The 14,535-nt window shown below is 59.7% G+C and carries 13 protein-coding genes; 10 read left to right on the top strand and 3 right to left on the bottom strand.

Features of this window, described 5'->3' with window-relative positions:
* Window positions 1–211: 211 nt before the first annotated feature.
* Complete coding sequence (locus E1J61_RS15465; RefSeq protein ID WP_133094945.1) at window positions 212–958, bottom strand: TetR/AcrR family transcriptional regulator; 747 nt, start codon at window positions 956–958, stop codon at window positions 212–214.
* 426 nt (window positions 959–1,384) lie between these two features.
* On the opposite strand from E1J61_RS15465, the gene E1J61_RS15460 reads away from it, so the two are divergent.
* From E1J61_RS15460 to E1J61_RS15425, 7 genes are all read left to right on the top strand, one after another.
* A complete protein-coding gene (locus tag E1J61_RS15460; RefSeq protein WP_165971481.1) occupies window positions 1,385–2,785 on the top strand; it encodes an aspartate aminotransferase family protein in 1,401 nt (466 codons plus the stop codon).
* A 161-nt stretch (window positions 2,786–2,946) separates the two neighbouring features.
* Window positions 2,947–3,966, top strand: coding sequence for an ABC transporter ATP-binding protein (locus tag E1J61_RS15455; RefSeq protein WP_133094943.1), 1,020 nt, complete (start codon window positions 2,947–2,949; stop codon window positions 3,964–3,966).
* A gap of 87 nt (window positions 3,967–4,053) precedes the next feature.
* Window positions 4,054–5,076: an extracellular solute-binding protein gene (locus E1J61_RS15450; RefSeq protein WP_133094942.1), complete on the top strand. Its 1,023-nt coding sequence runs from the start codon at window positions 4,054–4,056 to the stop codon at window positions 5,074–5,076.
* A gap of 54 nt (window positions 5,077–5,130) precedes the next feature.
* Window positions 5,131–5,952, top strand: coding sequence for an ABC transporter permease (locus tag E1J61_RS15445; RefSeq protein ID WP_165971480.1), 822 nt, complete (start codon window positions 5,131–5,133; stop codon window positions 5,950–5,952).
* Window positions 5,949–6,734, top strand: coding sequence for an ABC transporter permease (locus tag E1J61_RS15440; RefSeq protein ID WP_133094940.1), 786 nt, complete (start codon window positions 5,949–5,951; stop codon window positions 6,732–6,734). Before E1J61_RS15445 ends, E1J61_RS15440 begins: the two co-directional genes overlap by 4 nt.
* 354 nt (window positions 6,735–7,088) lie before the next feature.
* Entirely contained in the window at window positions 7,089–8,228 is a 1,140-nt protein-coding gene (locus E1J61_RS15435; protein ID WP_133094939.1) for a porin, read from the top strand.
* A gap of 531 nt (window positions 8,229–8,759) precedes the next feature.
* The gene (locus tag E1J61_RS15425; RefSeq protein ID WP_368671150.1) at window positions 8,760–9,449 is read left to right on the top strand and encodes a hypothetical protein; all 690 of its coding nucleotides are present in this window, start codon (window positions 8,760–8,762) and stop codon (window positions 9,447–9,449) included.
* Window positions 9,450–9,968: 519 nt separating this feature from the next.
* Here the strand turns inward: E1J61_RS15425 and E1J61_RS15420 are convergent.
* Window positions 9,969–11,426: a hypothetical protein gene (locus tag E1J61_RS15420; protein ID WP_243736876.1), complete on the bottom strand. Its 1,458-nt coding sequence runs from the start codon at window positions 11,424–11,426 to the stop codon at window positions 9,969–9,971.
* Window positions 11,427–11,629: 203 nt separating this feature from the next.
* Here E1J61_RS15420 and E1J61_RS15415 point away from each other — a divergent pair, with 203 nt between their 5' ends.
* From E1J61_RS15415 to E1J61_RS15405, 3 genes are all read left to right on the top strand, one after another.
* Window positions 11,630–12,259 (top strand): Crp/Fnr family transcriptional regulator, encoded by a 630-nt coding sequence (locus tag E1J61_RS15415; protein WP_243736875.1) that lies wholly within the window; start codon window positions 11,630–11,632, stop codon window positions 12,257–12,259.
* Window positions 12,260–12,715: 456 nt separating this feature from the next.
* Window positions 12,716–13,321 carry a YitT family protein gene (locus E1J61_RS15410; protein ID WP_133094937.1) on the top strand — a complete coding sequence of 202 codons (606 nt, stop codon included), beginning with the start codon at window positions 12,716–12,718 and terminating at the stop codon, window positions 13,319–13,321.
* A gap of 285 nt (window positions 13,322–13,606) precedes the next feature.
* Entirely contained in the window at window positions 13,607–14,233 is a 627-nt protein-coding gene (locus tag E1J61_RS15405) for a tyrosine-type recombinase/integrase (protein ID WP_133094936.1), read from the top strand.
* A 165-nt stretch (window positions 14,234–14,398) separates the two neighbouring features.
* On the opposite strand, the gene E1J61_RS38230 is transcribed toward E1J61_RS15405, so the two are convergent.
* The coding region (locus tag E1J61_RS38230; protein ID WP_243736883.1) for an ATP-binding protein at window positions 14,399–14,535 on the bottom strand (137 nt) is incomplete at its 5' end.

The following is a 14,535-nucleotide window of genomic DNA, read 5'->3' as shown; positions in this document are numbered from 1 at the left end:
TGGCAGAGACGGGTCGGTAGGCGCCCTTGATTCTCTCAACAACTTGGCGCTAGCCGCCGTATCCCCAACTTGGAACGGTTGAAGTAGACATTAAGGCCGCGCCCCGGGCCCTCACCTCTACTCGGCCCGCTGCGCGCTCTTGGGCATCTGCAGTCCAGGTCAGTCGGCGCTTGGTACTCCGCGGCATCGCTAAGACCAACGTTTCAATCGGCTAGGTGACCTTCTTCTTTGGGCGGCGCGTGCGAACTGCCGGCTTCATAGGATCTGTTTTCCCAGGGGGCGGTCCAGGCGGGCTTATCACTGTGATGACGGCGTCCAGAAGAGCATCGATGCGGCTCGGCGTGAATCGTTCCGGCTCAATGGGAAGCATCATCATCCAGCCGTCGCCCATCGCGCTAAGTTGATCGGCGAGCAGTTCTGCAGGGACATCGCTGCGGACTAGACCTTCTTCCTGCCCTTTCTCCAGTAGCGCCACACGCTTACTACGGTACTGGGAATTGCGCCGCTGAAAGACGGCAGCGAGCGCCGGATCGCATTTCGCCTGGGCTAGTAGTTGAAATTGCACGAGCCACCACTGTCCCGGATCCTCGGCGTTGGTCCAGGTCACGAAGCGCTTGAACGTCGCCTTAATATCGGTCGGGTCATGGACAGGCGCCATGAAGGATTCGAACTTGTCAAAGTGGCTTTCAACAAGAGCCTTGATCATCGCTTCCTTATTCTCGAAATAGTGGAGCAAGGAACCTGTGGTGCAGCCCGCCTCCTCCGCCACCTTTCGCAAGGAAGCTCCGGCATAGCCCTCGCGCGCGACCACAGCGGTTGCGGCTGCAAGAAAGCTCGCGCGCCTGGCTTCATGATCCCCGACCTTTGGCCCGGGTCGCCGCCTCCGCGTATTGGTCTCGGCTTTGGCGGTCGCGGAATCACGACTATCTGGCGTCTCCAAGTTATTGGCTGGTGTCATGGAAGAGAGCTAGCAATTTAAGAGAACTACCAACTTCCGAACGACGCGATCGGCTCGGGAATATGGCGCAAAAAGTGAAGACGTCATCTTGTGGCACGGTCAGGGGTCGAGCATTGGCCGAACTTTCACCTAGCAATCCCATCCTGCGGTTCCAGGGAGTCAATTGTGCACTCCCAACCTGAAGACGCTGCGCAGCAACGACTAATGTAACCGGTCATGCACCTAACCGGGAAGGCGTTACCGCGTCCCCAGCGACACCCGTTCCCATACGCGTAATCCCTGACGTCGCGACAATTGTAATTGTATAACGCTCGTTATAGCATTCCTCCGTCAGCAGACAACAACAGCAACGTTGTGCGTGCCGCCCCAATGAGGCGGCATGACTTCACGCCCTGCGACCGCACCCTATTCCCAGAAGGAGACCGCATGCTTTCCCATTCACCTGCCAGCCCTCTTGACCATGATCTGCCCGGCATGCTGGCCCCCGAGGGGGCGTGGCGTCATTGCTTTTCGCATCACCCGTTCGATGTGGAACTCGCCTACGCAGAACGCGTGTATTTGTACGACACCGAGGGCAAGCGATACATCGATGCGTCTGGCGGCCCGATGTCCGTCAACATTGGCCACGGCGACCCACGGATGAAGGCGGCGCTGAGTGAACAGTTCGATCGTTATGCGTATGTCCACCCCACGTTTGCCAACCGCAGACGCGCAGAGCTCTGCGAGGCTCTGGCGGCCATCGCCTCGCCATCACTGAACGCGGTGTATCTCTGCAGCGGCGGCAGCGAAGCGGTCGATTCCGCGCTAAAGCTTGCCAGGCAGTATCACGTACTGACCGGGGCCACCGGAAAATACAAGGTGGTGAGCTACTTCGAGTCCTATCACGGCATGACGCTGGCAACCATGTCGCTGGCAGGCAATCCTGGATACAGAAAGACCTTCGATCCAGTCATGTCACCGTGGCTTCACATGGCCCAATACAGCGAAGTTCACATGCCACCGGGCATGGGTCGCGACGCCTGGGGCGTGCAGTGTGCGCAGGAGTTGGAGCGAGTGCTGTACTTCAATAATCCTGATACTGTGGCCGCCTTCATTGCCACGCCGCATGGCGTTGGCGCGGACTACGGTCTTGTTCCCCCCGCAAGCTATTGGCGAGAAATCCGCCGCATCTGCGACGAGCACAACGTACTCCTCATCGCGGATGAAGTGGTAACAGGGTTCGGCCGGACGGGCCGGTGGTTCGCAATGGAACACTTCGATGTCGAGCCGGATTTGATGACACTGGCCAAAGGCATCTCGGGTTCAAATCTGCCGCTCGCCGCTGTGCTGGTGAGCGATAAGGTGAACGAGCCTTTCCGCAAGGACGGCGCATATTTCCTGCACGGCTTCACGTACCAAGGCCATCCCATGGCCTGTGCGGCAGGATTGGCAACACTGCAGATCCTGAAGGAAGACAAGCTGGTCGAGCAAACCACTGCAATGAGCCCTCACTTGTTCGAGCACACCAAGAGGCTGAAGGAACATCCCACGGTGGCTGACGTCCGCGGCTGGGGGCTGTTCATGGCGATCGAACTGGTTGAGTCGAAAGAGCGACGGGAATACTTCGACGCCGACAAAGGGGCGGAGCGACTCTTCCAGGCCTATGCTCTCAAAAACGGCCTGGCGATCTATGGGACCTTGTATGGCCCCCGTCGCAGCGCGGCGCTACGCCGCGGTTTGCCAATTATGATCTCTCCCCCCTTGTGCATTCAGCCCGACGAGATCGACGACATGATGGATCGGCTGGACACCTCTCTCAGCGAGTGGGAACAGCGCCTGCTTGGCTGAATTAGACCGCGCACTCCCCAGCAGTTGAACAATCCTGGCGGACTTTGCCGCCTGGGTCTCGGCCCGGGCGCGGCCCGCCTATGCAAACTCATTGCCACGAAAGGTTGAACTCGATGGAAACCACGAGGGACCGAATCATCCGTGCAAACTCGAAGCCGAACATGCTTCCCCTGAAGGTAGATTCCAGTGGGGCGGCATCACCGCGCTCAAACTCGATCACCCTGGAAGGCCTGGGCAAATCCTATGGCAGCACGACGGTGCTGCACGAGATCAACCTGCACGTTAAGCCGGGTGAGCTCTTCACCATCCTGGGTCCCAGCGGATCTGGAAAAACGACGTTGCTATCCCTGATAGCGGGGATGGCGGCACCCAGTCGCGGCCGGCTCTTGATTGGCGACCGTGACGTCACTACCCTTGAGCCGGCGCAGCGAGGCATTGGCGTGGTGTTTCAGAACTACGCGCTCTTTCCCAATCTCTCGGTTTTCGACAACGTAGCCTTTCCGCTCTCGATCAGGCGCCGCCCACGACACGAGATCGCCGAGAAGGTCAACGAGATGCTGGAAAGAGTTCAGCTCACGGCAGTCCGGGACCGGCGGCCTTCGCAACTTTCAGGCGGGCAGCAGCAGCGGGTCGCGCTTGCGCGTGCACTGGTATTTCGACCATCGATCGTGCTGCTGGACGAGCCCCTGGGCGCGCTGGACCGGCAATTGCGCGAACGCCTGCAAGTTGAATTGAAGGAGCTGCAGCGTTCTCTGGGCGTAACCATGATTCTGGTCACACACGACCAGGAGGAAGCGCTGTCTCTTTCCGACCGCCTCGCGATCATCGATAAAGGGCGACTGCAACAAGTAGCGCCTCCGAACGAGGCCTATCTGAGGCCAGCCAATCCATTCGTCGCGACCTTTCTCGGCATGGCGAATTTCGTCGAAACACCCGATGGCGGGCAAGCCGTCGTGCGCCCTGAGCGGCTCAGGATTAACCGGGAACAAGACGGCTTCGGTGTGTCGGGCCAAGTGCGTCACACCGTCTATCTGGGGCCATCCATACGCCAGCACATCACTTTAGACGGCGGTGGCGAGATGGTGGCCAATATCCCGGCCACCGCCCCTGCCTCGAGCATTTCCCCCGGGGAGCGCGTCCACGCTTCCTGGCGTGCCGAAGACGCCTGGCCTTGCACCTGAATCGGCGATATCACGAAGCGTCCGCCGCATCGGGCTCCTCCCGCTTCCAACGGCCTCGACACACATCCCAACCCTGGAGAACGTTCCATGAACCGTCGCGACTTCTTGCTGTCCGCACCCGCAGCCTCCCTGATGGTAGCCTGTCCCAAGGTATTTGCGGCAGCACCCACGAGCATTCGCCTGATCGACTCTGGCGGGACCACTGGTGAATCCATCGCCGCCGCCTACATTCCACCCTTTACCGAGAAGTACGGAGTGCGGGTGGTTCGCGAGGCGCCCTCGTCCCTGGGCAAGCTGCGTGCGATGGTGGAAAGCGGCCGTATCAATGCGGCGCTGTTCGAGCTTGGCTCGTCAACCCTGGCGCAAGCACGCGAACTCAACTTGCTGGAGAAGCTGGACTGGACGGCAATTCATCCCGACCCGATGTTCCCTGAAGCCCGCGATGACTACGGCATGGGCTATCAGTATTTCTCCACAGTCATGGCGTGGCGCGATGGCAACCCAGCGCCAAAGACATGGGCGAATTTCTTCGATGTCCAACACTTTCCGGGCAAGCGATGTATGTCTGCCTATCCGCATTACACACTGCCATTTGCCTTGCTGGCAGACGGAGTGGACCCGGCGAGCCTGTTCCCTCTTGATGTCGATCGTGCCATGCGAAAGCTCGAACGCATCAAGAGCCATGTCTCGGTCTGGTGGAAAACGGGAACACAACCTCTGCAACTGCTCAAGGACAACGAAGTCCAGTATGCAGTGACCTGGTCGGCCGGTATCGAAAGGGAGCCGGGAATTCGCTCAACCTTCAATCAAGGCATGTACGACATTGCCTGGCTTGTCGTACCGCGCGGACAGCCTGCCGCCACCAAAGACCTGGCCATGAAGTTTCTACATGAGGTGACCGTTGCCAAAAATCAGATGGTCGCGGCAAGGGTGTTGCCTCTGAGTGGCAACAGCCCGCAACTGGAAGGCCTCCTGGGCGCCAAGGCGTTCCAGTCCTTCCCCACCGCAAAGGCCAATCTGCAGGCCCAGTTCAAACAGAACGCCCAATGGTGGCAGAAGAACGGGACGGAAGTGAACAAGGTCTGGTCAAACTTCCTCCTGAACACCTGAACGCCCCAAGGTCGCACCATGACTACTATGTACTCCTCGCGTTGGCATCGAATCATGCCCGACGCAAACGGCTGGCGCGCTCTGCCGCTGCTGGCCCTCTTCCTGATCGTCTTTGATTACTCATTGGGCGGCCTGCTGGCGAAGTCGGTGCACGGTGGTACTGGTCTCACCCTCCATTACTTCAAAGAAGCGTGGACGACGAAGGCATATCTTCGTGTTTTCGTGGACACCTTGCGCGTGAGCCTGATCGCTACCGTCGTGTGCGTTCTTCTTGGATATCCACTGGCGTACTGGATGCGCGGGCTCGACGAGCGCCGCCGCGCTGTGGTCATGACTCTGGTGTTGATGACATTCTGGGTGAGCATCCTGGTGCGCACCTATGCGTGGATTGTTGTCCTGGGAAACGCGGGCCTGGTGAATCGGGCCCTATTGGCCACGGGCTTGATCCGTGAGCCGTTGACGCTTTTGTACTCAGAAGTCGGCGTCACGATTGGCATGGCCAATGTACTGCTGCCTTTTCTGGTGTTGCCTCTCCTTACTGCCATGTTGCGGATCGATGATCGACTGCTGCAGGCGGCGGCATCACTAGGCGCATCCAGGCGGCAGATCTTCTGGCGCGTCTTCTTCCCCTTGTCATTGCCCGCGCTGGGTGTGTGCGTCCTATTGTTGTTTATGTTGAGCCTTGGCTTCTATATCACCCCGGCCATTCTCGGAGGGGGCAAGGTGCCACTTCTGGGCAACCTTCTTGACACGCTGATCAATGAGACGTCGGAGTGGGCGCTCGCGGCCGCAATATCAACGGCGTTGCTCGCGTTTGCACTCGGCGTCTTTGCGGTCTTCCTTCGCCTGAATCGAATGACGGAGACAAAATCATGAACGCGCCACACACAATGTCTGCGCTTTGGCTCCGCGCCTGGGCCTTGTTGACCCTCGCCTTCCTGTTGATTCCGGTGGCCATCGTGCTACCCATGTCATTTTCTTCAGCAAACGCCCTCACCTTTCCCCCACCGGGATGGTCCCTTCGATGGTTTCAGGTTCTATTGTCGGATGCTGACTGGATTGATGCTTTTTCCAACAGCGCATTGATCGCGACGCTGACCGCCAGCGCGGCGGTCATACTCGGTAGCCTGGCGAGCTATGGCCTGGGTCGCGGGCAACCAAGATGGCGCGCGATGGCCGAAGCCAATCTGATGCTGCCACTGATCGTGCCGGGCGTCATTATCGCGATCGCGCTGTATTTTTTCTACGCGCGCTGGAATCTGCTCGGCACGATCGCGGGCCTGGTTCTCGCGCACACCCTGCTCGCTATTCCGTTCGTGGTCATGGTGCTCAACACGTCGATCCGAGGCTTCGATATCCGCATGGAACAGGTGGCATGGAGCCTGGGGGCGAGCTGGTCGCAGACCATGCGAAGGGTGGTGTTGCCGACGCTGGCGCCCAATCTGGCAGCGGCCTGGATCTTTGCCTTCGTCATCAGCTTTGACGAGGTCATCGTGAGCGTTTTTCTCGCGGGCACGATTAACACCGTACCGAAGAAGATGTACAACGACCTGATGCTGGAGATCACACCGACCATCACCGCAGTGGCGACCGTTCTCATTACGGCGACGGCGCTAGTCCTGCTTCTTGTACGTTGGCTGACGCAACGGAAGTCATGACAACTCAACGGGCATCGGCAGGCCTCGGCTGACTCCAGCCATTCGCCGCGGAAGCATCGCCCGGTCACCCATGGCCGGCTGGGTCTGCTCGCCCTCGTAGCGCGTGAGGTCACTCAGGCTGATCGCTGACAGCACGCTGTTGTGGTGCGTCGGCAGGCACTCACCGCCGCGGTGATACCGCTTGCACGGACCTTCCGGCGTAGTGCATCGACCGCGGGCCCGTGCGGCTCTTGCCCTCTTAGTAGTAGTTCCGTCAAGGCCGCCCCTTTTTGACACGAAAAGGGACGAATGGATCAACGCGTCCATAGGGGCGCCCCTCATGCCAGAAGGTTTGACCACGAAAGGGAGACAAAAATGAAATCGACGTATGGGATCAAATGCCGCAGTGCCGCGCTGACGCTGGGTGCGTGGCTTGCCTGTGGCGCAGCGCAGGCTCAATCCGGTGTGTTGCTGTATGGAGGGGTCGACGCAAACCTCGAGTATGTCAATCACTTCTCGACCGTGACGCCGTCCGCTGAAAACGGATTCAGCACGGGTCCTGGTACGAGCGTCTACCGCCTGAACTCGGGTGGCTTGTCGGGCTCGCGCTTTGGCATGCGGGGAACCGAAGAGCTTGGTGGCGGCCTGAACGCAATCTTTGTGCTGGAAGGCGGCTTCGGCCTGGACAATGGCATGATGCAGCAAGGGGGGCGCCTGTTTGGCCGCCAGGCATTTGTCGGCTTCGATGACAAGGGGATTGGTACCTTCACCTTTGGTCGCCAGTACATAAGCTGGTTCGACGCGCTGGCGAACTTCTCGCCGACAGCCTTCTCAACGCAGTATGAACCGATCGTGGCACAGATTGGCATGGACTTCCGCTCTGACAACACATTGAAGTACACCGGGGTATTCGGTCCCCTGACTGCAAGCGCCAACTGGTCGTTTGGCAACGGGGTCCTCGGCAATGGTGAAGTCCCGGGCCAGTTTCGTCGCGACACCGGCTATGGCGCCGCATTGACGTACGATTCTGGCCCCTTTTCCGCAACCGTGGGATACAACCAGTACAACCCTACGCTGACCACGGCGGGCGACACTGGTAGCTTTAAGAAAGCCGCCTTCGCTGCGAGCTACAGCTTCGATGGGCGCGCCAAGCTGATGGCTGGCTACCGTTGGGGTCAGAGCAGGGGTGCCGATGGCTCAACGGTTTTGCGTGATGACTTCTACTGGGCGGGTGCCAACTACAACCTCACTCAGGGAATTGAGTTGACCCTGGGCTACTACTACGACGACATCAAAAAGTTTGGCGATAGAAGTATGAAGAACCCATGGCAGCTCTCATTCATTGCCGACTACCGTCTTTCCAAGCGGACTGACGTCTATCTGACGACCGCATATTCGAAGAATGCAGGCCTGAACTTCGACACGTCCGCAATCAGCTTTATCAACGGATACTTCCTCGGCACGGGACAGAGTTCGATGTTCGGCGCCGCTGTCGGCATCCGCCATAATTTCTGAGTGCGCCGGGAGACCGGCAAGGAGTAGGTGGTGAAAGTCCACTACGATGAAGGAATAGCGAACCACATCGGCCCCGAGCCGTGCGCAGGCTACCGTGAGGTGGTCGGCGAAGCGTCGGTAGGGGAACGTACGGGCCAGCCATTGAGCCGCGATAGTTGTGTAATTCCGGGTGCCGACGCGGTTCAGAACGCGGAAGGCAACATGGAGGGGTGCGCGAGCGCGAGCGCCCCGACGGCCCGGCGTGGTCGAAGAACCTGGCACGTACGGACGCTCTTTGCGCGGGAACCGGGAGATCTCTCGTCTGGCCAGTCGCAGCATGGGCTGGTCCGCATCGGGAAGGCGAGGAGCCGTAGCCGATGATGAACGGACGGGAGAAGTCAGACTCCGCCGTAATAGCGAAGAAGCCTGCGAACAACGCCGGGAGACCGGCTGCGGAGTGGGTGGAGCGAAGCGCGGGGACCAAGGGGAACACGGGTCAGTCCAACACGTGCCGGGCACAGAACCGGGTAAGCGTGCCACAGGGATTGGAACGTGTACGTCAAGCTGCAAGGCAGCGGAAGAGTGTATCTGCACTACGTGTTTGATCTCTGGGCCAACCAGTGGCGACGGCGAGAAGCTAAAGGCAACGTCATTATCCTGCGGTACGCGGATGATGTTGTTGGTTTCGAGCACGAAGCTGACGCGCGGCGCTTCTGGGACGCGATGCGAAAAAGGCTGGAGGAGTTCTCGCTGGTGCTTCACCCGGACAAGACGAGCCTACTGGAATTTGGTCGCAACGCCGCGGCTAAGCGCCAGAGCCGGGGTCTTGGCCGGCCGGAGACCTTCGCCTTCCTGGGCTTCATCTTTATCTGCGGACGATCGCGTCGTGGTGCCTTCCAGTTGCAGAGGAAGACCCGAGGTGATCGCATGCGGGCGAAGCTCAGGCAGATCAAAGCGGACCTGCGGCGGCGCATGCACGAACCGATACCCGCGCAAGGAAACTGGCTCAGGCAGGTGGTGCGCGGATACTTCGCGTACCACGCAGTACCGACGAACTGGCGAGCGCTCGGCGCTTTCCGCTACCACGTTGTCGACCTCTGGCGGCGTGCGCTCCGGCGCCGCAGCCAAAAGGATCACATGACGTGGACGCGGGTCGAGCGGATAGCGGATGCCTGGCTCCCACAGCCTCGAATCCTTCATCCATGGCCCGACCGGCGCTTTGACGTAAAACACCCAAGGTAGGAGCCGTATGCCCGAATTGGGCTCGTACGGATCTGTGCGGGGGGTGCTCAGTAATGGGCATTCCTACCGCGATTAGAGATGCTCTTTTGTCCCCGCTGTCTCCGAGCGGCGGGGACGTTTTTTGTCATGTTGCGTCTGCGGCAGCGAGCCGCGCTCTTTACCGACCGGCTCTTGTCGGCCAGTCTGAGTCATTCAAGGACGCACCGTCGGATGACTGAGGAGGCCGATTTGCTGCCGTTCGACCGAGGGAAGGCGTTGGCCGTAGTCGGGCCAGGAGCGGCCCTTCATGCATTTTCCATTGTGACCACTCGGGCGGCCGCCGTTGCAGGCCTATTCGAGGCAACCAGTTGGCGCGGAGCGAGCGAACTGCGAAAAGCTGGGGCAGCTCGCTCCGCGCCTGCTGGCCCAGCCTTCGATGGGGGGAGGTCCCGACCCGTCGGGTACCAAAGTGGAGCGGTGGCTCTGCGATGTCGCCAGCGGCCGACCGCTCCGAGAGAAGTTCGCCGGCGCTGCGGCGAATCAATGCCTGCCCTGCATGCATGGCACCGCGTTCTCGAAGGCTGACGTCGACATGTAGCGGCCTGCCGGGTAATAGTCGCCCATCACCTGGCGCTCATCGCCCGGCTTTGAGATGGCCTGTACCGCATGGGGAAAGTCCGTCGTCCCAAGCATGTGCCGCAGTTGCACCACCGAGACATCGGCGTCGCCAGCGCCATCCCCGTCATCTGCCATTGGCAGCCAGGCAATGCCGCATTGTGCGATTGCATTGCTCGGACGGTCTTCCTTGCGGCTCACTACGATAGTGTAGAAGCCATCCGGACCAACCGGCACCTGCTCATCATAGACGCAGCCATTTACCCGTGTATTGGCAAAGCCCTGGTTCGAGCACATGGACCAGTACCTGAGTTCGCCCGTGCCCATCACCGCATCCCCGTTGGCGGTGCGCGGCGTGGTTGGCGCCTTGCCGCGAATGACGAACACCTTGCCCAGCTTGCGGTTGACGATGGTGCGGATGTACTGGTTGTCGAGGTTCGGATAGAAGCCGCCAGTACTCTTCTTTGGGCTGGCCAGCGGTTTCCCGGTGTACAGGCTGTAGAGATACTCTCGGTCGTACTGGATATACCAGGTGGGCGGGTTGGTTGCCGGATACGCAGGCTGATTCTTCTCCCTGCCTACCTCCCGGGCGATGGCAACAAGTTCGCGGTATTTCTCCCTCGGGACCGCGAGCGCTGCCGGATCGATCTGCATCGGCTGCTGGGCGCGCAAGACAGGACACGCCGCATCACCCCTCAGCACCCGGCCGTCCGCGAGTGTCAGCACGGGAATGGGCAGTCCGACGCCTCCAGTCTCGTCCATTTGCTTGTCTCGCGCATAGATGCGATAGAGGAGGTGCTGTTGACCGGATCCGTACTTCGGGGCGTGCAATGTTGTGCGCTGCTGCCCGAGCAGGTTCATGCCCACAGGCTGGTCGGCCGGAGGCGCTGCGTCAACTACCGTCAGCGAATAGCCTCGTGCTTCAGCATTGCGATTTGCCCCGGGCAGGAAGGGATTCACCGCACCCGCTGCGGGCCTGATCAGATAGTCGGCAACCGATTCGACAGGAACGCCGGCGCCGTCATAGCTGATCAGCGACATATACCGCGAGTGCGGAAAGTTGCCTTCAATGGAAAGCCTGGCGCCCTCGGGAATTGAGAACGTCGCGCTCCAGTAAAACGTGGCGGCATCAGGGTATGCGATATTAATGTACGGATCGGCACTGACCGGGCCACGCGACCAGAAGCAACTGCGCGGGCCAGGAGCCACATTTTTGGCAACATCCGCGACCGCAGCCCCGTCAGACCTCGACGGCCGCGATTGCGCGGCTACCGTGCCAACTGCGCCGCAGGCAGCGGCAAACGCCAGTGCCATGGCGATTCGGCGGCGGACTTGATGGCATGCGGCCGAATTGACCGATCTCGAACCAGAATGCTGTTTCACGACTCGTCTCCTTGCTGTTGTCAAGCGTTCCGGCCAGCATGGCCAGACTGGAGGGCATGCTACATTTGAAGGGCCCTGCCACTTGTCGCCCAGGCGACAACTCATCTCGTTTCTTGTCCATGCCCGCCCCTGGTGACTTCACTGATCAAGAACTCCGACGCATCCTTGTAAGCAATGCGTGGTTTGCGAATTTGCCCACAGCCTTGCAGGACAAGCTCATTTCCCGCGGGACAGTGCGCACCTTCACCAAGAGGGCGGTGATTTCCGCGCAGGGAAGTACGCCTAAGGCGATGGGCGCTGTGCTGGAGGGCCACGTCCGCGTTACGCGCGTGCTGGTTGGCGGCGAGGAGAACCTCTATCACGTAGGGGATCCCGGCTTCTGGTTTGGCCCATTGGCACTGATTACCGATGCGAAGACCACCGTGGCAGTGATAGCTGACACGGACGTCCGGATATTCTTGCTTTCCAAGGCGCAATTCGAGCGAATCGCAATGGAAGATCCGATCTTCTACCGCTACCTCGCGCTGTTCATTGCGCAGCGCTATGCCAGCATGCTGCGCCACATCTCGGATTCAAAGCTGATTTCACCGGAAGAGCGTGTTTGTTCAAAGCTGGCGGAATTGCTGCAGCTACAGAGCCCGGGCAATGGACAACTTGGTCCTGTCACCGTCAAGGTGTCCCAAGCGGACCTGGCTGCAATAGTCGGCGTGTCGCGCCAAACGTTGAACGAGCTTTTGAAGAAACTAGAGAGGCGCGGGTTGATCGAGATTGCGTTTCGAAGCATCCGGGTGGTGAATCCGGTGCTGTTGCGGGGCAACGATGACTACTGGTAATCATACCGTCCACATTCCGGATTGCGCCTTGCCGCCGCGGTCGAAGCTGACCGCCTCATTGGGATGCACAGAGACGCTGACGGGCCCCAAACCGGTCGGTGAAGCAGCCTACTCGACTGTCGCAAAATCGGCCGACTCGGACGTTCCACCTGACATTGTCCAACGGCGGAGGTGGGTCGGGTACGGCCAACGACCTTTCCGAATCGGATGACGTTAATCGGCCATCACTGCCCTCCATACCTGCCAGTCAATGGCCCAAGCGGGTCGAGATATCCCGCTTTCATATCAAAGAGACGAGATAGGCCGGACTGACGAGTGCCTATTCGGCCGCCTCAGCAGGCAGGGATACTTGACCGTGATCATGCGAGATCTCGTTCGGCATCGCTACACTTCACCTGTCGTAGTCCGCCACGCAATCCGACTCACCTGCCCAGGCAGATCCCCAGGGCCCCCACCATGACGCCTGCAAGCCCCCGCCACACCGCCCTCGAGAACTTGCAGGCATTGTTGATAGGCACATTGCTAGTTGCGCTGGCGCTAGCAATGTTCAAGCAGTCCGGATTGCTGTCCGGCGGCACGGCTGGTCTCGCATTGCTTGCCCACTATATCGGTGGCCTGCCGTTCAGCCTGGCTTTTTTCGTCCTCAACCTGCCCTTCTACTGGCTGGCATGGAAGTATATGGGCAGGACGTTCACGTTCCGGACGTTTGTTGCCGTGTTTCTGGTTTCCGTCGAAAGCGATCTGCTACCACGCTGGCTTAGTTTCGCCACCCTCGATCCGCGGCTCGCTGCAGTACTTGGAGGTGCACTGCTGGGAAACGGATTCCTGATTCTGTTCCGGCACAGAGCAAGCCTCGGCGGTGCGGGCATCCTTGCGCTAGTGCTTCAGGAGCGTCTCAACTGGCGTGCCGGTCATGTACAGATGGCAGTGGATGCGGCGATCGTCGCAGCCGCGCTGGTGACCGTTCCATGGCCGCGAGTCGCGCTATCCATTCTCAGTGCAGTCGTGCTCAATTTCGTACTGGCGACCAACCACCGCCCGGGACGCTACGTGGTTCAGTGACCACCGACAGTGGATTTGCCCAGTCACCCGCATGTGGGGGAAAACTTCCCCCGCATACGCGTTGTCTTCACGCTGATTCTTTCCGCAAAGCTATCGACGAGATCATTTCTGCGGAGGCCGACCTGCTTTCATTCGACTGAAAGAGTGCGATGGCCGTGCCAGGCCAATAGCGGCCGCCCGTGGCAGCGTCCTCGGGCTTTTATGGTCGAACGTCCGAGTTCAGTCGATCAGCGACCACTGGCAGAGGCGCAGACTGGTTTCCCCTTCATCTGAAAGGAGACCATCATGGAAGACACCTCTCTCGACCACACGCGTCACGTTCCATGGAACAAAGGGAGGCTGACGGGCCAGAAGCCTCCACTGAAGTTGAACGAAATATGGGCAATCCGAACTCGGCTTCAGCTTACGATGAATGTTCGCGAACTGGCGATGTTCAACCTTGCCATTGACAGCAAGCTCCGAGCGTGCGACCTGACCCGCCTGCGCGTGCAGGACATCCGCATTGGCAGCCAGGTTGGCGCCCGGGCAACGGTTATGCAGCAGAAGACTCAGCGGCCAGTGCAGTTCGAGATCACCGAGCAAACTCACCAAAGCGTTCAGTGTTGGATTCATGCTCGTGGACTCAAGTTGGGCGACTATCTCTTTCCGAGTCGTTTGCACGCATCACCGCACCTGTCAACGCGACAGTATGCGAGGATCGTTCATCGCTGGGTCGCCTCCATTGGTCTTGACGATTCAGCTTACGGAACACATTCCATCCGGCGCACCAAAGCAGCTCTGATCTACCGGCGTACGAGGAATCTGCGAGCTGTTCAACTGCTTCTTGGACATACCAAGCTGGAAAGCACAGTACGCTACCTTGGCATCGAAGTGGACGACGCGCTCGAGATGGCTGAGCAGACCGAAGTGTAGTTACGAGACTTGGCCGGCCTGCGGTCGCTTGCCGGCCATGAAGGGACACTTGTCCGATGCGTCATCGAGCCATTTGCGTATTTCGGCGAACGTGACCGCCGATTTCGGGAACGTGACCGATTTGGCGAGATAGGCGTTGCGCGGTGTCGATTGTAGGGTTTCGTATCAGTTCTGGTCGAGTTCGGGCTCCAGGATGTTGGGTTTTGGTGATGCTTTTCTGAGCGATTCGCCAGTGAGCGTGATCCGGTGATGGCGCTGCATGAGACGGTCGAGCATCGCATCGGCGATGGTTTCGTCGCCGA

Source organism: Cupriavidus sp. L7L (genome assembly GCF_004353535.1).
GTDB lineage: Bacteria > Pseudomonadota > Gammaproteobacteria > Burkholderiales > Burkholderiaceae > Cupriavidus > Cupriavidus oxalaticus_A.
Note: the sequence above shows the minus strand (reverse complement) of the source record. Positions and strands in the feature narration are given on the sequence as shown.